The sequence below is a fragment of the Streptomyces venezuelae ATCC 10712 genome (assembly GCF_008639165.1).
Lineage (GTDB): Bacteria > Actinomycetota > Actinomycetes > Streptomycetales > Streptomycetaceae > Streptomyces > Streptomyces venezuelae.
Genome location: NZ_CP029197.1, coordinates 7862419 through 7883986, shown reverse-complemented (window position 1 = coordinate 7883986; position 21568 = coordinate 7862419). Strand labels below are relative to the sequence as shown.

General features: G+C 72.3%; 16 protein-coding genes. 8 read left to right on the top strand and 8 right to left on the bottom strand.

What is annotated here, in order from left to right:
* Positions 1 to 164 precede the first annotated feature (164 nt).
* Positions 165 to 980 (bottom strand): S1 family peptidase, encoded by an 816-nt coding sequence (locus DEJ43_RS35885; RefSeq protein ID WP_015038358.1) that lies wholly within the window; start codon positions 978 to 980, stop codon positions 165 to 167.
* A 191-nt stretch (positions 981 to 1171) separates the two neighbouring features.
* Here DEJ43_RS35885 and cseB point away from each other — a divergent pair, with 191 nt between their 5' ends.
* From cseB to DEJ43_RS35865, 4 genes are all read left to right on the top strand, one after another.
* Positions 1172 to 1888 carry a two-component system response regulator CseB gene (gene cseB, locus DEJ43_RS35880; RefSeq protein ID WP_041663269.1) on the top strand — a complete coding sequence of 239 codons (717 nt, stop codon included), beginning with the start codon at positions 1172 to 1174 and terminating at the stop codon, positions 1886 to 1888.
* 13 nt (positions 1889 to 1901) lie between these two features.
* Entirely contained in the window at positions 1902 to 3149 is a 1248-nt protein-coding gene (locus DEJ43_RS35875) for a sensor histidine kinase (protein ID WP_015038356.1), read from the top strand.
* Positions 3150 to 3388: 239 nt separating this feature from the next.
* A complete protein-coding gene (locus tag DEJ43_RS35870) occupies positions 3389 to 4336 on the top strand; it encodes a D-alanyl-D-alanine carboxypeptidase family protein (RefSeq protein ID WP_015038355.1) in 948 nt (315 codons plus the stop codon).
* A gap of 3 nt (positions 4337 to 4339) precedes the next feature.
* The gene (locus tag DEJ43_RS35865) at positions 4340 to 5425 is read left to right on the top strand and encodes an endonuclease/exonuclease/phosphatase family protein (RefSeq protein WP_015038354.1); all 1086 of its coding nucleotides are present in this window, start codon (positions 4340 to 4342) and stop codon (positions 5423 to 5425) included.
* A gap of 99 nt (positions 5426 to 5524) precedes the next feature.
* Here the strand turns inward: DEJ43_RS35865 and DEJ43_RS38835 are convergent, their stop codons facing one another.
* The 4 genes from DEJ43_RS38835 to DEJ43_RS35845 form a co-directional block, all read right to left on the bottom strand.
* A complete protein-coding gene (locus DEJ43_RS38835) occupies positions 5525 to 6001 on the bottom strand; it encodes a restriction endonuclease (protein WP_234104587.1) in 477 nt (158 codons plus the stop codon).
* Positions 6002 to 6526: 525 nt separating this feature from the next.
* Positions 6527 to 7858 (bottom strand): MFS transporter, encoded by a 1332-nt coding sequence (locus DEJ43_RS35855; protein ID WP_015038352.1) that lies wholly within the window; start codon positions 7856 to 7858, stop codon positions 6527 to 6529.
* Positions 7855 to 9228 (bottom strand): GH1 family beta-glucosidase, encoded by a 1374-nt coding sequence (locus DEJ43_RS35850; protein ID WP_015038351.1) that lies wholly within the window; start codon positions 9226 to 9228, stop codon positions 7855 to 7857. Before DEJ43_RS35850 ends, DEJ43_RS35855 begins: the two co-directional genes overlap by 4 nt.
* 158 nt (positions 9229 to 9386) lie before the next feature.
* On the bottom strand, positions 9387 to 11714 hold the full coding sequence (locus DEJ43_RS35845; RefSeq protein WP_015038350.1) for an LPXTG cell wall anchor domain-containing protein: 2328 nt from the start codon (positions 11712 to 11714) through the stop codon (positions 9387 to 9389).
* Positions 11715 to 11916: 202 nt separating this feature from the next.
* Between DEJ43_RS35845 and DEJ43_RS35840 the strand changes: the two genes are divergently transcribed.
* Both DEJ43_RS35840 and DEJ43_RS35835 read left to right on the top strand, forming a co-directional pair.
* Complete coding sequence (locus DEJ43_RS35840; RefSeq protein WP_106433787.1) at positions 11917 to 12480, top strand: hypothetical protein; 564 nt, start codon at positions 11917 to 11919, stop codon at positions 12478 to 12480.
* A 115-nt stretch (positions 12481 to 12595) separates the two neighbouring features.
* Positions 12596 to 13696, top strand: coding sequence for an AfsR/SARP family transcriptional regulator (locus DEJ43_RS35835; protein ID WP_015038348.1), 1101 nt, complete (start codon positions 12596 to 12598; stop codon positions 13694 to 13696).
* Here DEJ43_RS35835 and DEJ43_RS35830 read toward each other — a convergent pair whose 3' ends face one another.
* Complete coding sequence (locus DEJ43_RS35830) at positions 13697 to 14362, bottom strand: cutinase family protein (protein WP_015038347.1); 666 nt, start codon at positions 14360 to 14362, stop codon at positions 13697 to 13699. It lies immediately after the preceding gene.
* A 155-nt stretch (positions 14363 to 14517) separates the two neighbouring features.
* On the opposite strand from DEJ43_RS35830, the gene DEJ43_RS35825 reads away from it, so the two are divergent.
* Positions 14518 to 16179, top strand: coding sequence for a PLL family lectin (locus tag DEJ43_RS35825; protein ID WP_015038346.1), 1662 nt, complete (start codon positions 14518 to 14520; stop codon positions 16177 to 16179).
* A gap of 80 nt (positions 16180 to 16259) precedes the next feature.
* Here DEJ43_RS35825 and DEJ43_RS35820 read toward each other — a convergent pair whose 3' ends face one another.
* Both DEJ43_RS35820 and DEJ43_RS35815 read right to left on the bottom strand, forming a co-directional pair.
* On the bottom strand, positions 16260 to 17297 hold the full coding sequence (locus tag DEJ43_RS35820) for an alpha/beta hydrolase (protein WP_015038345.1): 1038 nt from the start codon (positions 17295 to 17297) through the stop codon (positions 16260 to 16262).
* A 51-nt stretch (positions 17298 to 17348) separates the two neighbouring features.
* A complete protein-coding gene (locus DEJ43_RS35815) occupies positions 17349 to 19820 on the bottom strand; it encodes a penicillin acylase family protein (protein WP_015038344.1) in 2472 nt (823 codons plus the stop codon).
* A gap of 228 nt (positions 19821 to 20048) precedes the next feature.
* Here DEJ43_RS35815 and DEJ43_RS35810 point away from each other — a divergent pair, with 228 nt between their 5' ends.
* Positions 20049 to 21560 carry a DUF8189 domain-containing protein gene (locus DEJ43_RS35810; RefSeq protein ID WP_015038343.1) on the top strand — a complete coding sequence of 504 codons (1512 nt, stop codon included), beginning with the start codon at positions 20049 to 20051 and terminating at the stop codon, positions 21558 to 21560.
* The last annotated feature ends 8 nt before the right edge of the window (positions 21561 to 21568 follow it).

The window sequence follows — 21568 nt, the reverse complement described above, 5'->3', positions numbered from 1 at the left end:
ACGGTGTGCCGTGCGCGGGGGCGCCGGGAGGATTTCCCCGCGTTCCGCGCGTGCGGCGCCGGGAGTGGTTCCCGGCGCCGTGCGGTGGCTTCATTCCGACAGACGTCCGGGGAGGCCCGGGGTTGCGTCCTGTTCCGCGTGTTTCACGGATGCCGTGACCGGGGTCAGCGGTGGTGCCCGAGGGTCTTGCGGATCCAGTCCGCGTAGGCGAGCACGTCGGTGTAGAGGCCGGGCCCGGCCGAGCAGGCGACTCCCGGGGCGCCGGGACCGGACGTGGCGCCGATCAGCTCCCACCTCCCGTTCCGGCCCTTCTGGAGCTGCGGCCCGCCGGAGTCGCCGCGGCAGGCCATGGCCCCGGGCACCCGGCTGATCGTGCAGAGCCGGGTCCGGGCGGCGTAGCCGGGGGCGCATTCGCCGGCGGCGCCCCTGCGGGTCTCGAGCTCCTGCAGCCGCTCCGCGAACTTCAGTTCGCCGTCGACGGTGGTGCCGAAGCCCAGGACGCGGGTCGGGGTGCCGGGCCGGCCGGCGCGCTCCGCGATGCGGATCGGCTTCTCGGTGACCGGGCGGTCGAGGCGGACCAGGGCGATGTCGTTCTTGTTGGGGCCCTGCCCGGCACCGCTCACGAAGCCGGGATGGACGACCGTCCGTTCGATGGCCCGGACGGTGCCCCCGGACTTCCGCGCCTCGCTGCCGATCCGGACGGTGCCGTCGAGGACCAGGCCGTCGCCGGTCACGCAGTGGGCGGCGGTCAGCACCCAGCGGGGGTCGATCAGCGTCGCGCCGCAGTTGCCGTCGTACACCCCGTACTTGGGCGCCGACTCGGGGATGGTCGCCATGAACGGGTAACGCTCAGTGGAATCAGTGCCGTTGACGATCGCCCCGGCGCCGCCGGCGAGCAGGGTGGCGCAGGTCGCGGCGGCGAGGGCGCCGACGACGGCGGTACGCGCCGCGCGGCGCCCGACGGACTTCAGGCTGAACACAGAGGGGCCTTCTTTCGTGGAACGGGAGTGCTCGTCCACCCTCCTCGTTCCAAGATCCACCGGACCATCCGGACAGCGGGCCGGAGTGCGGTGGGGGTGGCCCCCGGGGGGAGCCGGTGGGGTGCACCAGCGTGGAGATGGAGGTGCGGCATGATGGGAGTCCCGCCGATCACCCCCGATGGAAGCGACGCATGCCCCCGTCTGAGTCCGAGCCCACACCCGTGACGATCCTGCTCGTCGAGGACGACGAGGTGATCCGCAAGTCCGTCGCGATGGCGCTGGAACGTTACGGCTACCACGTGTCCGTCGCCGGCGACGGACTGACCGGACTCGAACTCTTCCGTGCGGGACAGCACGACCTGCTGCTGCTCGACGTCATGCTGCCGGCCCTGGACGGCATCGGGCTCTGCCGCCGCATCAGGGAGACCAGCACCGCGCCGATCCTCATGATGTCCGCACGCGGCGACGCCCTCGACGTGGTCTCCGGGCTGGAGGCGGGGGCCGACGACTACGTGGTCAAGCCGGTCGACACCGCCGTCCTGGTCGCCCGCATCCGCTCCCTGCTCCGCCGGGCCTCCGCCGCCGCCCCGCCGCCCGCCGGCCCCGGCGCCCCCGGCCCGGCCGGTCTGCTCGTCTTCGGCGACCTGACCATCGACCCCGCCGCCCTCGAAGTACGACGGGACGGGCAGGAGATCGCCCTGGCCCCGTCCGAACTGCGGCTGCTCCTGGAGTTCTCCGCCCACCCGGGGATCGTGCTCGACCGCCAGACCCTGCTGCGCAACGTCTGGGACTACGGCTGGGACGGCGACACCCGGGTCGTCGACCTCTGCGTCCAGCGGCTGCGCAGGAAGATCGGAGCCGACCGCATCGAGACGGTCCGGGGCTTCGGCTACAAGCTGCGGCGCTGAAGGAGAGCTCCGGATGACCCCCGTACGCGCGCTGCTCAACCTCCGGTCGCTGCGCTGGAAGATCGTTCTCCTCGTCGGCCTCGCGTGCACCGCCATGGCCCTCACGGTGGGCGTGCTCGTCCACGAGTCGACCCTGCGGCGGTCGATGCACGAGGGCGCGGGCAAGGCACTGGCCGCCCTCGATCCCGTCGTACGGGAGGGCACCACGACCCAGCCCACCGCGCTCCCCGACGTCCTGCTGCGGCAGGTCCGACGCGACGGCACCGCCACCCTGTACGACAACCGGCCCCCGGCCCCCGTCTTCTGGGCCGCGCGGACGCAGGACGGGCAGCTCTACGCGACCAGGGTCGACATGACCGCCGACCTCCTCACCCGCCAGGCCCTGGACCGGCACATGTGGAAGTACTCGCTGCTCACCCTCGGCATCGTCGTCCCGGTCGCGGTCCTCGCGACCGAACTGCCGGCACGACGGCTGCGCCGGGTGGCCCGCACGGCACGCCGCATCACCGCGGGCGACCTGGACGCCCGTACCGAGACGAGCCGTGGCGGCGTCGACGAGATCGGGGAGATCGGGGCCGTCGTCGACTCCATGGCCGACAGCCTGCAGCAGCGCATCGCGACCGAGCAGCGTTTCACCGCCGACGTCGCCCACGAACTGCGCACCCCGCTGATGGGCCTGGTCACCTCGGCCGGGCTGTTGCCCGAGGGCGAGGTCACCGACATGGTCAGGGACCGGATCGGGGTGCTGCGGGACCTGATCGAGGACCTGCTGGAGATCTCCCGGCTCGACGCCGGGGCCGAGGAAGCCCAGTTCCGGCCGGTGGTCCTCGCCGAGCTCGTCCGGGAGTCGGTGGCGCGGACCGGGACGACGGCCCGGGTGACCGCCGACGAGCCGGCGGTGGCCGACACGGATCCGCGGCGGCTGGACCGGATCGTCGCCAACCTCGCCGTCAACGCCCACCGCCACGGCGCGGGCCCCGTGGAGATCACCGTCTCCGGCCGGACGATCACGGTCCGGGACCACGGCCCGGGCTTCCCGGCGGACCTCCTGGCCGACGGTCCCCAGCGGTTCCGGACGGGCAGCGCCGAACGGGGCCGCGGGCACGGCCTGGGCCTGACGATCGCGAGCGGCCAGGCGGCCGTGATCGGCGCGGCGCTGTCCTTCGCGAACCATCCCGAGGACGGAGGAGCGGTGGCGACGCTTCGCCTGCCGGCGGAATGCCGCGGCGCGTCCGGTGTGTCCGGCACGTCCGGCACGTAGGCGTCACGCGGGGAGCTCGCCACCGAAGCACCGGTCGAGGGTCCGACCCCACAGCCCCGCCCACCGACACACCCCCACACCCCCACACCCCCACCGGTCCACCCCCGCCGATACACGCCCGATACACAGCCGACGCGTTCCCGAGCTCCCCTGAAGCGCTCGCCTTCGCCGTCCTGACACACCGGGCCCGCAGCCTGGCTGCCGTACCGATTCCGTACGGCAGCCCCGGAGGTGGCCCGATGTCCCTTTCTCCCTCGCACCGCAACCGCGTCGCGGGCGGCGCACTGGCCCTGCTCCTTCTGACCGGCCTGGGCGTCGCCGTGGCCGGGACGGTGGACGGTTCGGCCACGGTGCCGTACCCGGACGGGGGGCGGGGCCGGGTCGTCGTCGACGACGGGGCGCTCCCGTGGCCGAAGGGCGGGCAGAGCGCGGTCGCCCTCGAAGGGTCCGGTCCGGTCGGCACACGGGGCGACGGGCGGCCCGTTCCCATCGCGAGCCTGACGAAGGTGATGACCGCCCACGTCATCCTTGAGGAGCACCCGCTGAAGCCGGGCGAGTCGGGGCCGATGATCGAGGTGGACCGGCAGGCCGCGTACGAGGTGGGCGTCGGCGGCGAGTCCACGGTGCCGCTCCAGGCCGGCCGGCGGTACTCCCAACGCCAGCTGCTGGAGATGCTGTTGATCCCGTCGGGGAACAACGTCGCGCGGCTGCTGGCCCGGTGGGACTCCGGGACCCAGGAAGCGTTCGCGGAGAAGATGCAGCGCACCGCCGGCGGTCTGGGCATGAAGGACTCGACGTACACCGGGGCGAGCGGCATCGAGGTCACCACCACGAGCACCGCGGCGGACCAGCTGGCCCTGGCCCGCAAGGCGATGAAGAACGCCGTGTTCCGGGAGATCGTGGGCACCCGGTCCGTGACCGTGCCCGGCGTCGGCACGATCACCAACACCAACCCCCTCCTGGACACCCCGGGCGTCGTCGGCATCAAGACCGGCTCCAGCACTCCGGCGGGTGGCAACCTGCTGTGGGCCTGCGAGGTGCGCGTGGGCGGCGCGACCCGCCTTCTCGTCGGCGCGGTGATGCACCAGCGGGCGGACACCACGCCCTCCGAGGGCCTCCGGGAGGCCGTCGACAGCAGTCGGCGCCTGATCGCGGGGCTCCGCGACAGCCTGACCCGGGAGGGCTGAACCATGACGCCCACCATCCGTCCGGCGGACGCCCCGGAAGCTCCTGCGGACCCGGAAGCGGCGAGGGACCCGGAAGCGGCGAGGGACACAGAAGTGCCAAGGGACCCCGAAGCGGCACGGGCCGGGCACCGGGGACGCAGGGGCAGGAGCCTCGCGCTCTCCGCCGCCCTGCTCGCCCTCGGCATCGTCCTCGTCGGCCACGGGGGCCTGCCCGACCTCCCCGGCCGTCTCAGCAGCCTGGCCGAGACCGTGTTGCCGTGGTCGGGCCTCGCGATCCCCGCGCTCGCGGCCCCCGCGCTGCTGCGCCGGTCGCGGACGGCGACGGCGGCCCTGGTCCTGCCGGTGGCGGCCTGGCTGACGGTCTTCGCGGGCACCCTCGCCGACAAGTCGGCGCCCGGCGGGGATCTCACCGTCGTCAGCCACAACGTCAACCAGGACAATCCGGACCCGCAAGCCACCGTGCGGAGTCTGATCGCCTCCGGGGCCGACATCGTCGCGCTCCAGGAGCTCTCCCCGGACACCGCGCCCGCCTACGAACGTGCGCTGGCCGCCACTTACCCCCACCACTTCTACGAGGGCACGGTCGGCCTGTGGAGCACGCGCCCGCTGCGGAACGCTCGGGCCCTGCCGATCATGCCGTGGACCCGGGCCCTGCGCGCGACGGCCGACACTCCCGCCGGCCCGGTGGCCGTGTACGTCGCCCACCTCCCGTCCGTCCGGGTCGGAGCGACCGGCTTCACCTCGGGCACCCGCGACGAGGCCGCCGGGCTCCTGGCGGGGTTCCTGCGCGCCGAGCGCTCCCCGCGCGTGCTCGTCATGGGCGACTTCAACGGTTCCACCGACGACCGGGGCCTGCGCCCGCTCACCGCCGGCATGGCCTCGGCCCAGTCGACGTCCGGTGAGGGCTTCGGCCTCACCTGGCCGGCCAGCTTCCCGCTCGTACGGATCGACCAGATCCTCCTCAAGGGAGCGCGGGCCACCGGGTCGTGGACCCTGCCCGCGACCGCGAGCGACCACCTCCCCGTCGCGGCCCGTGTCGACCTCGGGCCCGGCCCGTCCGCCGCGGACGGCTCCCGCCCCGCCGGCTGACCGGGCCGGTCGGCGGGCCGGGCCCGACGACGTCCGCCTCACGGACCGCCTGGACGGACGACACGCCCCTCCCCGCCGATGCCACGTCGGCCGACGACGTCACCTGGCCGCGGCTTCCGCCTCAGTCTCCGCCGTCGCCTCCGCCGGCTCTCCCGGCTCCGGAGGGAGGGCGTCCCAAGGAGCCGGTGCCTCGGACGCGGTCCACGCGGACAGGGCGGGCCCGTCGACGCAGAGGATCCCGCACGAGGCCGCGTAGTCGAGGGCGGGATCGGTGAACGAACTGGTCGTCACCAAGGCCGCCACATCGGCCTCGTGGACGCTCCAGCAGGTGCCGCCGAAGCGCTGGAGGTCCGGCGAACCGACGCGGTGATCCGGCGCGTACCGCTTGCACTGGATCACGACCCGCCGGCCGTCGGCCGTGGTCGCCAGCACGTCGGCACCCAGATCACCCGCGCCCCCGACCACCTTCACCGATGTGCAGCCGTCCCGGGCGCAGAGCGCTGCCACGGTGTGCTCGAACTCGTACGGGTCGGCGGCGACGTGGTCCAGTGCCTCCTCGTCCACGACGGGTGCCACGCCCGGTGCACCTTCCGCGACCGGCTCGAGTACGTCCTCACCCGTGCCCCCTTCGACCGCCGCGTGCCTGCGACCCCAGCCCCGCAGGTGACCGAGGCGCCCGGCATCGCCGCCGCGACGCCCGCCGCGACGCCCGGGCCGCCGCGGCGGCGTGAGGCACCACCGGGCCATCGCCACCACGACACCGAGCACCAGGAGCAGCACGATCGGCATCACGGGCGGGTGGGCACCCGCGGCCCGCACCGTTCTGAGGAACAAGGCCGCCCCGCCGGCGACAACTCCCGCGAGACCCACGGCGAGCACCACGTCCCGCCCGAAGGCCGCCCGACCCCCCTCGGCCGTGCCCCTCTCCCTGCCACCGCTCGCCGCCATGCGCGGCCCCCTTCCCCAGCTCCTGTGACGTCTCGACCGAAGCGCGGCCCCGGCCCCGGGCTACGGGGGCGGGGAATTCCCTTCGAGCGAACGACAACGGCTGCAAGGCCGCCTGACCACGAAAGCGCTGCCGAAACACCCCTGGGTGTCGGGTCAGGCGACCGAGCGGATGCGGCGGACCAGGACCGAACCCGCGAGGGCCAGGGCGCCGGCGAGGGCGTACAGGGCCGTGTACCCGCCGAAGTGGGTGACGACGGGAGCCGCGATCACCGGGGCGAGGACCTGGGGCAGCGCGTTGGCGATGTTGATGACGCCCAGGTCCTTGCCCCGGTCCTCGGCCGTCGGCAGGACGTCCGTGAGCAGGGCGAAGTCCACGGCCGTGTACACGCCGAAGCCGAGACCCAGCACGAGCGAGGCGACGACGGCGCCGGTCCACGTCTGCCAGACGGCGAGGAGGAGGGTGGCGGCCGCGATCACCAGGCCCGACCGGATGACGTAGGACTTCCGCCGGCCGCTGCGGTCGGACCGGATGCCGCTGATCACCACCGTGGAGAGCAGGGTGAGCGCGTTGAGCGCCGTGAGGATCAGGACGCCGTTGTCCGCGTCGCCCCCGTACCGCACGGCGTCGGTCAGGTAGTAGAGCAGGTACATCGTGCTGATCGAGTACGACAGGTTCATCAGGAACCGGGTGAGCCAGGCCCAGCCGAAGTCGGGATGGCGGCGCGGGTCGATCCAGAACCCGCCGAGGAAGGTCCGCCACCGGAAGGCCGGCCGGGCGGCGCGGGCGAGCGGGGTGTCGCGCCGCATCAGGACGTACGGGACGGCCGCGAGGACCGCGAAGACGGCGCAGGCCAGGTATCCGGCGGCGACACCGCCCGCGAGCGTGGCGAGCGCCGTGCCCACCAGGATGCCGACCACCTGGGAGACCCCGAGCCAGCCGCCGACCAGGCCGCGCTGCCGGGCCGGGACCTGGTCGGGGACGGCGGCGGTGAGGGCGGCGAAGGCGGCGTTGAGGGCGAGCTGGACCAGGCACCAGCCCGCGATCACGGTGGCGACGTCCCGCGCGGCGGCGAGGACGAGCAGCCCGGCCGCCCCGCCCGCCACGCCGCCGGCCACCCAGGGGACGCGCCGGCCGACGGCGGCCGTGGTCCGGTCGGAGAGCGCGCCGAACACGGGGTTGGCGACCATCGACACGGCCGCTCCCACGCCCGTGACCAGGGCGAGGGTGGCGGCCTTGTGGTCGGGGGCGAGGTGCTCGGCCTGGCGGGCGAGGAGCAGTTGCAGGGGGCCGAACCAGCCGACCCAGACCCCGAGGTTGGCGAGGGACAGCGCCCCCACCCACCGACCGCCGACCGGCACGGCGGGGGCGTCGGGGGCGGTGCCGGGACCGCCGACCGGCGCGGCGGGGGTGCCGGGAGCCGGGGCGCCGGGCGTGGCGGGTGGCTCGGCCTGGGGTTCCCCCGCCGCCGTGCCCTCGGCGGTCATCTGCCGCTCTTGATCAGGTCGCGGTACCAGGCGTAGGACGCCTTGGGGGTCCGCGCCAGCGTCTCGTAGTCGACGTGGACGAGCCCGAACCGCTGCCGGTACCCCTCCGCCCACTCGAAGTTGTCGAGGATCGACCAGATGAAGTAGCCGCGCACGTCGGCGCCCTCGGCCATCGCCCGGTGCAGCGCGCGGACGTGCCCGTCGTGGTAGGCGATCCGGCGGGTGTCGTCGACCCGTCCGGTCTCGGGGTCCGGCCCGTCGTCGTACGAGCAGCCGTTCTCCGTGATGTAGAGGGGCGGCAGCCGGTCGCCGTACCGCTCGCGGAGGCCGGCGAGCAGTTCGCGCATTCCGTCGGGGACCACCGGCCAGCCGAAGTCGGTGCGTTCGGGCCCCTCGATCTGCCGTACGGCGAAGGGGAGGTCGGACGGTATCTCGATGCCGCCGAAGGAGGAGCCTCCGGCGGCCGGCCGGGGGGCGCCGACGAGCATCGGGTTGTAGTAGTTGACGCCGTACCAGTCGAGGGGGGCCGAGATGGTCTTGAGGTCCTCCGCCACCGGGCCGGGGAGCAGCGAGGCCAGGCCCTCGTCGGGGTAGGCGCCGGTCAGCACGGGGTCGGCGAAGAGGCGGTTCGTGAGCAGGTCGTACAGTTCGGCGGCGCTCCGGTCCTCGTCGGTGTCGCCCGCCGTCCAGATGGGGCTGTGGGAGGCGGCGATGCCGATCTGGCGGGCGCCCGCGGCGCGCAGGGCCTGGACGCCGAGGCCGTGGGCAAGGAGCTGGTGGTGGGCCGCGGGCAGGGCGTCGAAGACCAGCCGTCTGCCGGGGGCGTGTTCGCCGAGGCCGTATCCGAGGAGGGTGACCTCGGCGGGCTCGTTGATGGTGATCCACAGGGGGACGCGGTCGGCGAGCCGCTCGGCGACCACGGAGGCGTACGCGGCGAACCGTTCGGCGGTGTCGCGGTCGAGCCAGCCGCCGTTCTTCTCCAGGGCGAGCGGGGTGTCCCAGTGGAAGAGGGTGGGTGCCGGGGCGATGCCCGAGGCGCACAGTTCGTCGACGAGCCGGTCGTAGAAGTCGAGGCCCTTCTCGTTGACCCGGCCGTGTCCGTCGGGCAGGACGCGGGACCAGGAGACGGAGAACCGGTAGGCGCCGACGCCCAGTCCGGCCATCAGCGCAACGTCCTCGCGGTAGCGCCGGTAGTGGTCGGTGGCGACGCCGGCGTGCGAGCCGTCCTTGACGCGTCCGGGCTCTCCGGTGAAGGCGTCCCAGGAGGAGGGGCCGCGGCCGTCGGCCGTGAGCGAGCCTTCGATCTGGAAAGCGGAGGCGGAGACTCCCCAGAGGAAGTCGGCCGGGAACTCGGGGACGGGCGCTGTCATCGGAGCTCGCTTCGTTCGGCGGCGTGCGGGGTGTTGACGGCACTTTCGGGTGCCCGGGTCCGCCCTGTCAATGGAAAGTGAACAACTCTCATGTTTTTCTGGAGCCCGACGCGAACGGGCCCCTCCCGCAAGGGGAAGGGCCCGTCCTCCGTACCGGTTCAGCTCCCGGAGTTCACCCGGCGGCGGCGCCACCAGACGAGCGCGCCGCCCGCGCCGATCGCGACGGCCGCGATCCCGGCGATCAGACCGACGGGCGCGCTGCTGCCGGTGTCGGCGAGGTCGCCGCCGGGGTCCTGCGGTCCCGGAGGCGGTGTCGCCCCCGGGGTCCCGCCGGTCGTCGGCGCCGGCTCGGACGGGGTCGGCGTCGGCTTGCCCGTACCCGTCGGGGTCGGGGTCGGCTGCGCCGTGTCCGTCGGGCTGGGCGCGGGCGTGCCGCCCTCGGAGTGTCCGGCGCTGTTCCCGCCGAACATCAGGTACCCCTGCTTGTTCGGGTCGTCGGCGATGGTGTCGACCGCGAACCCGACCGTGCGCGGCTTGTAGCGCTGCTCGGTGCGGAAGCGCACGGGGTTCATGTTGGCCTTGGGCTGCTTGGAGAAGTCGACCCCGCCCACCGTGTAGACGTAGACGTCCTCGCCGTTGGACCACTTGTACTTGAAGGTGCCTTCGGTGAAGGCCTTGTAGTAGCGCTCCCAGACCTGCCTGCCGGTCCAGTCCTGGTGGGGGGCGCGGAGCGGCCAGCGCTTCACGTCGTTGCTGTTGATGATCTTGCGGTACTCGGCGGGCATGTCGGCGGCGTTCTGCCGGACCCACTCGGCGGCGACGCGGGCGGTGTAGACGCGGCGCAGATCGGCGTAGTAGTCACCGTTGTTGACCTTCTCGGCGACCAGCGGGGTGATGTACCGGTCGAGCACCCGGTCCGACTGCTGCGTCTCCGCCTCGGTGAGGTCGCAGCCCTTTCCGCCGGGCGGCTGCGTGGTGGTCTCCTGCGGCACCGTGGAGAGCTTCAGCGGGGTGTCGAGGATGTGGATGCCGCCGTCCTGCTCGCGGACGACCGCGGTCTCCGGCTCGATCCAGTAGCGGAACCCGGCCCAGCAGGGGAAGCCGTTGCGCTTGGGCAGGGCGTTCATGAAGGCGCGCCCCGCCTCCGTCTCCGGGTCCATGGCCTTGAAGATGTCGTGCTTCAGCTCCAGGTCCGCCTCCAGCAGCACCCGACCGGCGTCGGTCTTGCCGAAGCCCGCGTCGATGATGCGGTTCGGCTCGTCCGGGTTGAGGTTCACCCAGAACGTCGACGGGTCCAGGGCGAGCCAGGTGAAGAACGCGTCGGAGATCAGGTTTCCCTTCTCCTGGCCGCCCCAGCCGGCCGCGTACTCGTCCTCGACCGACTTGGCGGAGAAGGCGTAGTCGAGCCCCTTGCCGCCCTTGCCCTTGCCGATGTAGCGCAGGTCGAGGGTGGTGAAGTCGATGCCGCCGAGACCGCGGTTCATCAGGGCGCGTTCGCCGGTCTTGCCGAGCCGGTCGAGCTGGTCCTTGAGGGTCCGCGGGTTCGGCGGGGACTGGTTGATCACCTGGTTGCCGGAGCCGCGCGAGCCGGTCGAGGCGCCGTTGCCCGGCGACATCGTCGTGCTGTTCGCGCGGTAGGGCCCGTTCTCGGTGCCCTTGGGCGGCAGTCCCTTGTGGTGGGACTGGTAGTCGTAGGTCCGGACCCGGTCCCTGCCGAGGGTGTCCTTCCCCGCGGTGGTCTTGAGCTCCTTCATGAAGTTCTTGGCGTCGCGGGTCTGGTTCTCGGCGAAGACGTAGGTGTACCGGTAGGAGCGCCAGCCCGGGTTCTTGGCCCAGGCCCGGTCCGCGGGCTTCTCGCGGCCGTCCGGGCTGCCGTTGGACTTGACCTCCACGATCTCCCGGCTGCGCTTGTTGTAGGCGTCGAGCCGGCGCACATGGCGCTCGCCGGTGTCCGGGTCGACGAAGTAGAACTCCTTCTCGCAGATCCAGTCCGGCCCGGTGAGACCCATCTCGCGGACGACCTTGCCCATGAAGGCCTTGCCCCGGGCGTCGTAGCCCTGGTTCGGGATGTAGACCTTCGTCAGGTAGTCGCCGAAGTTCTTCCACCGCTGCTGCGCGTTGAACCGGGCGTAGATGCGCCTGGGGTCGCTGTGGTCGTACTTCTTGTAGTCGGTGCCCGCCGCGTCGAGTTCGGCCTTGGTGGGATTGAGGCCGTCGAACTGCAGACCGGGGTTGGTGTAGTCGTACGTGTCCCAGCGGTCCACGGCGCGCGAGGCGTCCCCGACGGGCAGACCGCCGGTGGGGACGTTCTTCACCCCGTACATCTCGTCGCAGCGCTTGCCCGGCTTCAGCTTCGGCGGTGCCGGCGCGGCCTCCGCCACGCCGGCGACGGACTGGCCGGTCATCGTGACGGCGGTGGCACAGGCGAGCGCTAGCAGGCTGTTCCTGAGCGCGCGCCAGCGGCGTGCTATTCGTGCTGGCTTCACAGTGCTTTCCCCCGGGAGCCCCACGGGTCCGATTCCTGCCGCGCGGCGCCAGGGCCCCCGAAGCTCATGTGGGCGCCGCACGAGCGCTCCGATCCTAGGGCGTGGCTTTGCCGTCGCAATGTCGTTTCGCCGGTGGGAAATGTGTTAACTCCGTGCAGATCAGAGATTTTTGAGGTCACATCGGGGGCTAGGGTTAGCTGCTGTGAGCGATGACACCTGGGAGTACGAGGACGAGGACGAGCCGGCGGACGAGCATGCCGTCGCCGAGCGCGTCGACAGGGCGCACGCCGACAATCCCCGGCTGACGGCCTGGCTGGACGAGCGGCGGGAACAGTTCGACGACTGGAGCCGTCGGCACGGCGGCGGCTGGGACTTCGGCGAGCGCTCTCTCGACCGCCTGGAGGCCCTCGTCCGCGAGCACCTCACCTCCGTCGACGACCTGTTCGCCCGCGAGCACACCCCGATGGTGCAGACCGCCTGCTGGTACCTCGGCGAGGTCCACAACCGCACCCGTGGCACCCGGTGGCGGATGGACCCCGACCCCGCCGACAGTCACCCCTGGTCCTGGCGCCCGTACGTCGTCGTGCCCTTCGCCCGGCTGGACGAGTACCGGGACCCCGAGGGCATCGACTACGACGCCCGCCCCCGGCACCACCCGCTCAGCAGCTTCCTCACCCTCCTGCGGGAGGGCCCCACGGCCGGTCCGGGGTCGCTGCGGAGCGAACTCGACGACTACGAACCCGGCTCCGGCGACGACGAGGAGTGACGCCGCACGTCGTGCGTGTCACTCCGGATCGTTCCGGGTGTCCGGCCCGACGCTCCCCCTCTACCGTGTCGACGGCGCGCCAGACCCGACCAGTCCGGAGCCCGGGGAGCAACCGATGCCGACGACCACCACAGCCCGACGCCCCACCCCCACCGCCACCGCCACGCCCGCCACGCTCAGGGCTCAGGAGCGGGAGGTGCTCTCCGCGGTCGGCTGCGGCCTGCGGGACGACGAGATCGCCGCGGCCCTCGCCATCCCCGAGGACGCCGTGGCGGCGCACCTCGCGCGGATCCTCGCCAAGCTCGGTCTGCGCGACCGGGCGGCCGCCATCGTGCACGCCTTCGACTGCGGCCTGGTCGTCCCCGGTCGCGGCACGCGCACCAGGGCGACGGGCCCGGCGCGCCGGAGCGCGGGCCGGGCGGCCGGCCCCGCGGTACGGATCTCCCTGCTCGGACCGTTGCGCGCCTGGCGCGACGGGCGGCCCCTGAACCTGGGACATCCGCGCCAGCAGGCGGTCCTCGCGACGCTGGCGCTGTGCGCCGGGCGGCCCCTCAGCCGGCGGGAACTCCTCGACGACGTCTGGGGGACGGAGCCGCCGGCGGCGAACGTGGTGCCGGTGTACGTCTACCGGTTGCGCAAGGCCCTGCGGGTCGGGGACGGCCCCGACGCCGTCATCGAGCACGCCCGGCACGGTTACCGGCTGGCCCCCGGGGCCGTCGACGTGGACGTGGCGCGGATGGAGGGACTGGTCACCGGCATGGCGAAGGCGGACCGGGCGGGCGACCCGGCCGAGGCCGTCCGCCTCTGCGGCCAGGCGCTCGACCTCTTCCGCGGCGAGCCGCTCGCCGGTCTGCCGGGACCGCTCGCCGAACTGGAGCGCCTGCGGCTCACCGAGCGCCGGATCGGCCTCGTACAGCGGAAGTTGGAGTGGCAGCTGCGGCTCGGGCAGGACGCGGAGGTGATCGCCGAGCTGTACGCCCTGTCCGCGGCCCACCCGTTGAACGAGCCGCTGGCCGCGATGCTGATGCGGGCGCTGTACCGCGACGGCCGCCAGGCCGACGCGCTGGCCGTGTACGCCCGCGCCCGCCGCAGCCTCGCCGACGAGCTGGGTGTCTCCCCCAGCCGGCTGCTGCGGCGGACGCACGAGATGATCCTGCGGGGCGACGAGACGGGCCTCGGGCTCACTCCCCCGGCCGGCCGCGCCGCCCGCCCGTGATCACCAGGAGGCGGGGAACCAGGCGCCGTTGTACCACTGCTCGTTGGCGACGTCGTTGTGGAAGTCCATGTTGAAGTCGTTGGGGTAGTTGTTCACGTGGTTCGCGGGATAGGTCCAGATTCCGGCGGACTCGTCGCAGACGTAGTCCCAGTGGCAGATCGTCTTCACCGGCACATTGCCGAAGAAGCGGTCGGCGCCGGCCAGCGGGGCGCCGACGATTCCGCCGAACGGAACGGATCCGCCGTTGGCGCCGGGATTTCCCTGGCGCTTCGGGTCGGCGATGAGAATGGCGTTGACGTTGTCGAACGTCTGCCAGTTCTCGGTGACCCAGGTGTGCACGACGGCGGCGCCCAGCGAGTACCCGCCCATCTTGACGTGCTGCCACGGGCACGCGGCCCGCTGGTCACGGACCAGCCGGTTCAGCTCGTTGACGCCGGCCCGGGCGCTCGCCCCGTTGGGGATCTGGGTCGGATATCCCACGTGCTGCTGGATGTTGCCGTAGAAGCCGTCGTTGTTCCACGAGCTTCCCGTACCGCCGACGACGATCGTGTACGTGCCCTCGCACGGAGCCGTCGCCGCCGCCTGCGCGGTGGCGCCCTGGGTCACCGAAAGTCCGGCCGTCAGCAGAACTCCGGCCAGCGCGGCCGTGATCCTCTTCGCTCGCATCTCGATCCTCCCGTGTGTTCGGTCTGCGTCCACGACATTGGCAGCGGCCGATGACATCCCGATGAAACGCGCGCCCGGCCGATTCCATCGGCATTTCATCGGCGCCTTCTACTGTCGGCCGCCGTCCACCGGAATTCACGAAGGAAAGGCACACGATGGCGAGAACGGGATGGAATCGCGTGTTCACCAGACTGGCCTTACTGGCCTGCCTCTGGGCCCTGGTCGTCGGGATGACCGCCTCGGTCGCCGTCGCCCGGCCCGACCCCGCTCCGGGCCCGCGCGACGACCACTACGGCGTCTCCCGGTACTTCAGCGGCCCGGAGGGCCTGGCCATCTCGACCGAGCCCTGTGACCCGGCCGGTCCCTCGGCCACCGACGGCATCATGGCCGACCAGCTCAACCCCCAGCTCCAGGCGCGGATGGCCGGCTATCTGACGGCCTACAAGATGTCCTGCGCGCGGATGGTCACCCAGGCGGTGAAGGACCGGGGGCTCAACCCGAGGGCCGCGGCGATAGCGATCGCCACGATCATCGTGGAGACCAACATCAACAACTACTCCGAGGCCGTCGACTACACCAGCATCGGGCTGTTCCAGCAGCAGGACTGGTGGGGCAGCAAGGCGCAGCGCCTCGACCCGGTCTACGCGACCAACGCCTTTCTGAACGCGATGGAGCAGCAGTTCCCGGGCGGCTCGTGGAACGACGAGGCGATCGGCGACGTGTGCTGGCAGGTCCAGCGGCCGAGGGAGGACCTGAACTACAAGTACGGTCTTGAGGCGGGCGACGCCGTGATCATCGCCAACGCGCTGTGGTCCGGCACGAGCAAGGGGCCCAAGCACCCCTACGCCGCCGGCCGGGTGGTCTCGGGGCGGTCCGCCGACGGGCGTCTCGAGGCGTTCGCCGCGGGGGCGGACGGCGTCTACCACTCCTGGCAGAACGAGGTGAACGGCGGCTGGTCGCCGTGGCGGTTCGCGGGTGGCCCGCGCAACGCGCAGCTCGCGGTGGCGTCCAACGCGGACGGCCGTCTCGAGCTGTTCGCGCTGTCCGACAGCACGCTGGACCACATGTGGCAGACCGGGCCCAGCGCGGGCTGGTCCGGCTGGCAGACCTTCGGCACCGGCGGGTACCGGCTGGCGGCCGGGAACAACGCGGACGGCCGCATCGAGGTGTTCGCCTCGAACTCCAGTGGGGTGTTCCACCGCTGGCAGACCGCGCCGAGCGGCGGCTGGGCCGGCTGGGTGGGCTCGCCCGGCGGCCCGGCGAACGCGCGCCTCGCCATGGAGAACGCCCCCGACGGGCGGCTCGAGGTCTTCGCGCTGTCGGACTCCACCTTCGGCCACCTGTACCAGAAGGCCGTCAACGGCGACTGGTCCTCCTGGGAGCACTTCGGCGAGGGAGGGAAGGCCGTCACCGCCAGCTACAACCAGGACGGGCGCCTCGAAGTGTTCGCCTCCAACGCCGGCGGGGTGTTCCACCGCTGGCAGACGAGTCCGACCTCGTGGTCGGAATGGACGGGCACGGGCGGGCTTCCCGACGCCGAGCTGGTCACCTCGCGGTCGGTCGACGGCCGGGTCGAGGTGTTCGCGATCAACGGAAGCGCCGCGAGCCACGCCTGGCAGACCGGCCCGAACGCCGCGTTCTCGGCCTGGGAGAACTTCGGCACCGGGGGCACCGCGATCGGTACCGGCAACAACGCCGACGGGCGCATCGAGGTGTTCGGCACCAGCAGCGCCGGTGTCTACCACCGCTGGCAGACCGGCTTCGCGAGCTGGTCGGAATGGGGCTGGCTGAACGGCCCCGGTCCCGCGGTGGGCTAGCGGGACAGGCCCTGGGAACGCGGGCCCGCCGTCGTCCCCGAGTCCGCGGCAGCGGGCGGGACGACGGCGGGCTCGGGGCGTCAGGAGGCGAAGTGCCGCTCGAGCCGGGGGATGAGGTCCCTGAGGTCCTCCTCCCAGCAGCCGGCGTTGTGGCCGCCGTTGCACTGGGTGCCCCAGCCGGAACCGTCGCCGTAGTTCACGAAGTGGTACGACATGCCCTGGGCGTCCATGGCGTTCTTGACGTGCTTGGCGGCGCCCTCCAGGTAGAACTCCAGGTCGGTGGGCGAGCCTCCGCCGTTGCCCACGTAGATCGAGACCCCCACGCCGCCGGCCTTGAGCCGGTCCATGTGCTGGGAGGGGTCGACCTCGTTGAACCGCCAGTCGGCGTTGAACACCGGGTACGGCGAGCCGAAGGCGGCGTCGCTGTCCACCGAGGGCTCGTAGGCGACCAGGGAGGCGACGACGGCGAGCCGCAGGTCCATGGAGCGCACCGAGAGGTCGATGTCGCCGGAGAGGGCCGCGGTCTGGCTGAACAGGTCGGGGCGGGCCTGGGCGTAGTGGAGGGCTCCGAACCCGCCCATGGAGATGCCGGAGACGGCCCGCGCCTTCTTGGTGGCGATGGTCCGCAGGTTCGCGTCGATGAACGGGATCACCTGCTTGAGGTGGAAGTTCTCCCAGTTCTGGGCGCCGGCCCTGGTCTTCTGGTTCAGCCAGTTGGTGTACCAGCCGCGTGCGCCGCCGTCCGGGATGACCGTGATCATCCGGTCCGACATGCTCAGCGCCGGATAGGTCTGCTGCACCGGGTCGTCGGGCGAGCCGTGCAGGAAGTACATCACCGGGTAGCGCCGGTTCGGGTCGTCGTAGTAGCCGCTCGGCAGGATGATCTTGATGTGCTGTTCCTCGGCGACCTCGGCGGTGGTCACGGTGAGGTAGAAGTTGGTGGCGGTGCCGACCGCCGCGCCCACCTGCGTCAGGCCGAAGCCGTCCGTCATCGGGGGCGGGGTGGTGTCGTCGGCGGCCTGGGCCGAGGCCGCCGGCAGGACCGTGGCCAGGGCCAGGGCGGCGAACAGCCAGGCCACCGTCATGCGCCGGCGCTTCGCGCCGCGTCCTCCGAACATGGTGCTCCCTCTCTCGTGGTCTTCTGTCGTGGTCTTCTATGGGGCGTGGTGTCAGTCGAGGACCTTGACGACCAGGGCCGGTGAGGCCGCGATCTGGTCCTCGGTGAAGCGCTCGGTCACCCACTGGCCGGCCGAGAAGAGCTTGGTCTGGTCGGCGTAGTGGGCCGAGTTCGGGTCGGCCGACTGGGAGTAGGCCAGGACGGACCGCGCCTGCGGCGGGCCCTCGGCGGTGAACCGGACCTGCTGGATGAAGCTGGAGCCGAAGACGACGTCCGTCTTCCCGTCGACCTGGCCGGCCTTGATGACGTTCAGTACGCCGAGTTCGCCGATCATTCCGTGGATCGGGATCTGCTCACCGCCCCGCGTGACCTTCTGGACGTCCGACAGCGGCGCGTTCAGGGCGATGCCCGCGGTGCGCATCGCGAGCACGGCGCGGGCCAGGGCGTCCCGGAGGGCGGAACTCCCGGTGTCCAGCGAGTTCGGCGTGTGGACCGGGTCCTTGGGGTCGAAGGGGACCCGCCACGGGAGCTTCTCGACGCCCTGCCCGCCGAGCAGGGAGTACCAGTAGTTCGCGAAGAGCAGGGAGCCCCGGCTGTCCGCCGTGTAGTCGTGGTCCTTCCAGCCGGCCAGGACCGGGCAGGCCTCGCTCACGTTGACCAGGTTGCCGTCCACCAGGACCAGCCCGAAGGGGACGCTCTGGCACATCGCCACGGTGGCGTTGAGGGCCAGGTCGGCCGCCCGGCTGTTGTCGGCGAACAGCAGCTTCCCCATGGTGTCCGGGGTGAAGCCCCGGCCCGGCAGTCCGTCGGTCCCGTTGATCCGCTTCTGCGCGGTCAGGATGAGCTCCTGGGTGCGCAGCGAGCGGGGCGCGCCGGCGTCGCCCATCACCCGGGGGAAGCTCAGCGGCTGCTCCGGGTTGGCCAGCCAGGCGCTGTCGTTGGCGTTGCCGACGAAGTCGTCCCGGATCAGGCGGGGTTGCTTGTGCGGGTCGAGCAGTCCCGGTGCGACCGCGTTCGGGTCGTCGGGCCAGTCGCAGGCGCTCCGCTTGCCGTCGAAGATGGAGATGGGCGGCACGTTCGGCAGCTTCAGCGGCTGGTTGAAGAGCAGTTGGCCGGTCATGGTGAGGCAGGAGTTCGCGTGGGCGTCGGTGATGTTCGCGGTGGCCTGGATGTCCGCGTACAGCGCCTTGCCCTTGCGGTCGGAGGCGATCGTGTTGAAGAAGGGGACGCCCTGGGTGGTCTCCAGGGTGTTCACCACGTCGTCGACGTCCTTGGCCTGGTCGAGACGGAACCAGGTGTTCAGCGCCCGCAGGTTGTTCATGTTCACGTCGCGCACCGCGTGCGCGCTGACCACCCAGGGCAGCGCCACCCCCTGCAGCGACGTGGTGACCGGGCCGTAGCGGGTGGACCACAGCGTCCTGGTGACCTTCCCGAGGGAGCCGTCCGGGTTCCGCACGTCGACGGCGACCTGCTGGGAGGTCATCCGCTCCCAGGCGCCGTCGACCAGGTACATGGTGGGGTTCAGCGGGTCGACCTGGACGTCGAACAGGCCGAACGGGGCCACCGTGGCGACGGTGTGGCTCCAGGCGACGTCGTCGTTGTACCCGATGTTGACCGCGGGGAGGCCGAGCAGGCTCGCCCCGGAGACGTTCACCTTGCCCGGGATCGTCAGGTGGCTCTGCCACATCCGATTCTTGCCCTGCCACGGGAAGTGCGGGTTGGCCAGCAGCATGCTGGTGCCGCCGGACACGCCCTGCGAGCCGACGGCCAGGGCGTTGCTTCCCATGCTCTGCTGTCTGCTGACCGCCATCGCGGCGCTGATCTTCGCCGCCGTCTCCTTGGGAGAGGAAGCCGGCGGCGGTGACTTCGGCTTCGCGGCGGCCGAGGCCCCAGGCGGGGCGGCGTTGACCTGGCCGTCCAGGAGCGCGTCGGCGCTGCCCATGATGATCTCGGCGTGCGCGTGCCGGTAGACGTCCAGCTCGGTGATCGGCCGCACCCAGGCCGCGCCGCGGCAGGCCGGGTCGGTGAGGTTCCCGGCGCCCGTCTCTGCCAGGTAGCGGTTGTAGCCCTGGACGTAACCGCGGATGGCCTCGCGCACCTCGGGTTCGGGTCCGTCGGGGGCGGGCTGTTCGAGCAGCCGCTCCACCACCCGGTTGTCCTTGATCCGCTGGAAGTACAGGTCGCTGTTGAGATTGGTGGTGCTGTTCTGGTTCTGGCCGGGGCTCGCCTTGCCCTGGGGTCCCAGGTACCGGGAGCGCTGGGCGTTGACCATCAGATAGGTGTCGGCCAGGGTGCAGATGTTGTCCTTGGCTGCCGCGTATCCGTAGCCGGTGCCCAGCCCCTCCCAGTCCGAGGCGATGATGTGCGGGATCCCGTACTCCGTGTACCGGATCGTCGGCCTGTCCGGCCCCGCCGCCCCGCCCCCCGTGGCGGCCGTGGACCCCGTGGCCGCCACCGTGCTCATCACCGCGACCACGGCCGCCACCGTCACCGGCAGCCCCGCTCTTGATCGCCTCCGTGCCATCGAGCCGTCCTTCCTTCGGTCCGGTCCTCGTGCGAACGCGGTCACGTTAGGGAGGGGCGATGAAATCCCGATGATGGGGCGTCTCCTGACGGGCCGTCGTAGCCGACGCGCTCCCGGCTGTCACTCCGTAACCTTCCGGGGTCTGTCGGCGGCGGGTGCGTTGCTACGTTCCCTACCGCCCGTTCGCGCCGCCCGGTCGACGGACCGCGCCCCCTGGAGGAGCGTCCTGTGCTGACTGCACTTTCCCGCCGTGCACTGACCTGTGCGCTCGCCGCGGCCGCCGCCCTGCTGCTGCCCGCGGTGGTGCCCGCGGCTCCGGCCTCGGCCCGTACCGCCGCCGCCGCGGCCTGCCCGGCCGCCGGTCCCGTGTCCCAGCACTACCACTCCGGTCACAACGGCGTGGACATCGCCAACGACGTCGGGACGCCGATCTACGCGGTCGGCGACGGCGAGGTGACCATCTCCGGGTACAGCGGCGACTACGGCCAGTGGATCCGGGTGCTGCACCCCGACGGGCGGATCTCCGAGTACGGGCACATGTCCCGGCGGGACGTCTTCGCCGGGGACCGGGTCGTGGCCGGCCAGCAGATCGCCCTGATGGGCTCCGAGGGGAACTCCACCGGCCCCCACCTCCACCTGCGGATCTGGGGGGACCAGTCCACCTCGTACGGCATCGACCCCGAGGTCTACCTCGCGGAGCGCGGCGTGGTGCTGCCCTGCACCCCGGGCACCGGTCCGCAGCCGAAGCCGCTGGTGCATCCGGCGGAGTCGGGCCGGGTCGTGTCGGCGCGGTCGGCGGACGGACGGCTGGAGGTGTTCGCGGCGGGCGCCGACGGCATCCACCACGCCTGGCAGCAGCGGGTCAACGGCGACTGGTCGGCGTGGGAGCCGCTCGGCGGGCCGGGCAACGCCGAGCTCGCCATCGCGCCCAACGCCGACGGCCGCCTTGAGCTGTTCGCGCTGAGCGGCAGCACCTTCCAGCACCGCTGGCAGCTGAGCCCGTCCGGCGGCTGGTCGAACTGGGAGGCCTTCGGCGAGGGGGGCCGGGACACGGCGGCCGGGGTCAACGCCGACGGCCGGATCGAGGTCTACGCCTCCGGCCCGGTCGGGCTCTTCCACCGCTATCAGCTCGCCCCCAACGGCGGCTGGTCGGAGTGGACGCCCACGGGCGGCGGCCCCGCCGACAGCCGCGTGGAGATGGAGAAGGCTCCCGACGGGCGCCTCGAGGTCTTCGCCCTCAACGGAAGCACCTTCCAGCACCGGTACCAGACGGCGCCCAGTGGCGGCTGGTCCGGGTGGGACGGCTTCGGTGAGGGGGGCCGCGACCTGACGGTCGACCACAACGCCGACGGCCGCCTGGAAGTCTTCGCCTCCGGCCCGGTCGGGGTGTTCCACCGGTACCAGACCGGCCCCGCCGACTGGTCCGGCTGGGAGGCCACCGGGGGCCCGGCCGACGCCCAGCTCACCAGCGAACGCACCGCCGACGGGCGCGTCGAGGTCTTCGCCATGAACGGCAGCACCGCCATGCACCTGTGGCAGACCGCCGTCAACGCCCCCTACGGCGCGTGGGCGCCGTTCGGCACCGGCGGCACCGAGGTCACCGCCGCCGCCAACGCCGACGGCCGGATCGAGGTCTTCGGCACCAACCCCACGGGCACCTTCCACACCTGGCAGACCGGCTTCGCCAGCTGGTCCCCCTGGACCTGGGTCAACGACACCGCCGGCCCCGGCCTCGGCTGACGCTCCCG

What these genes read in the sequence shown, in the direction of transcription:
- cseB (WP_041663269.1), top strand. Translation starts at nt 1,172, where the DNA reads ATGCCCCCGTCTGAGTCCGAGCCCACACCCGTGACGATCCTGCTCGTC.
- DEJ43_RS35875 (WP_015038356.1), top strand. Translation starts at nt 1,902, where the DNA reads ATGACCCCCGTACGCGCGCTGCTCAACCTCCGGTCGCTGCGCTGGAAG.
- DEJ43_RS35870 (WP_015038355.1), top strand. Translation starts at nt 3,389, where the DNA reads ATGTCCCTTTCTCCCTCGCACCGCAACCGCGTCGCGGGCGGCGCACTG.
- DEJ43_RS35865 (WP_015038354.1), top strand. Translation starts at nt 4,340, where the DNA reads ATGACGCCCACCATCCGTCCGGCGGACGCCCCGGAAGCTCCTGCGGAC.
- DEJ43_RS35855 (WP_015038352.1), bottom strand. Translation starts at nt 7,858, where the DNA reads ATGACCGCCGAGGGCACGGCGGCGGGGGAACCCCAGGCCGAGCCACCC.
- DEJ43_RS35850 (WP_015038351.1), bottom strand. Translation starts at nt 9,228, where the DNA reads ATGACAGCGCCCGTCCCCGAGTTCCCGGCCGACTTCCTCTGGGGAGTC.
- DEJ43_RS35835 (WP_015038348.1), top strand. Translation starts at nt 12,596, where the DNA reads ATGCCGACGACCACCACAGCCCGACGCCCCACCCCCACCGCCACCGCC.
- DEJ43_RS35830 (WP_015038347.1), bottom strand. Translation starts at nt 14,362, where the DNA reads ATGCGAGCGAAGAGGATCACGGCCGCGCTGGCCGGAGTTCTGCTGACG.
- DEJ43_RS35825 (WP_015038346.1), top strand. Translation starts at nt 14,518, where the DNA reads ATGGCGAGAACGGGATGGAATCGCGTGTTCACCAGACTGGCCTTACTG.
- DEJ43_RS35820 (WP_015038345.1), bottom strand. Translation starts at nt 17,297, where the DNA reads ATGTTCGGAGGACGCGGCGCGAAGCGCCGGCGCATGACGGTGGCCTGG.
- DEJ43_RS35815 (WP_015038344.1), bottom strand. Translation starts at nt 19,820, where the DNA reads ATGGCACGGAGGCGATCAAGAGCGGGGCTGCCGGTGACGGTGGCGGCC.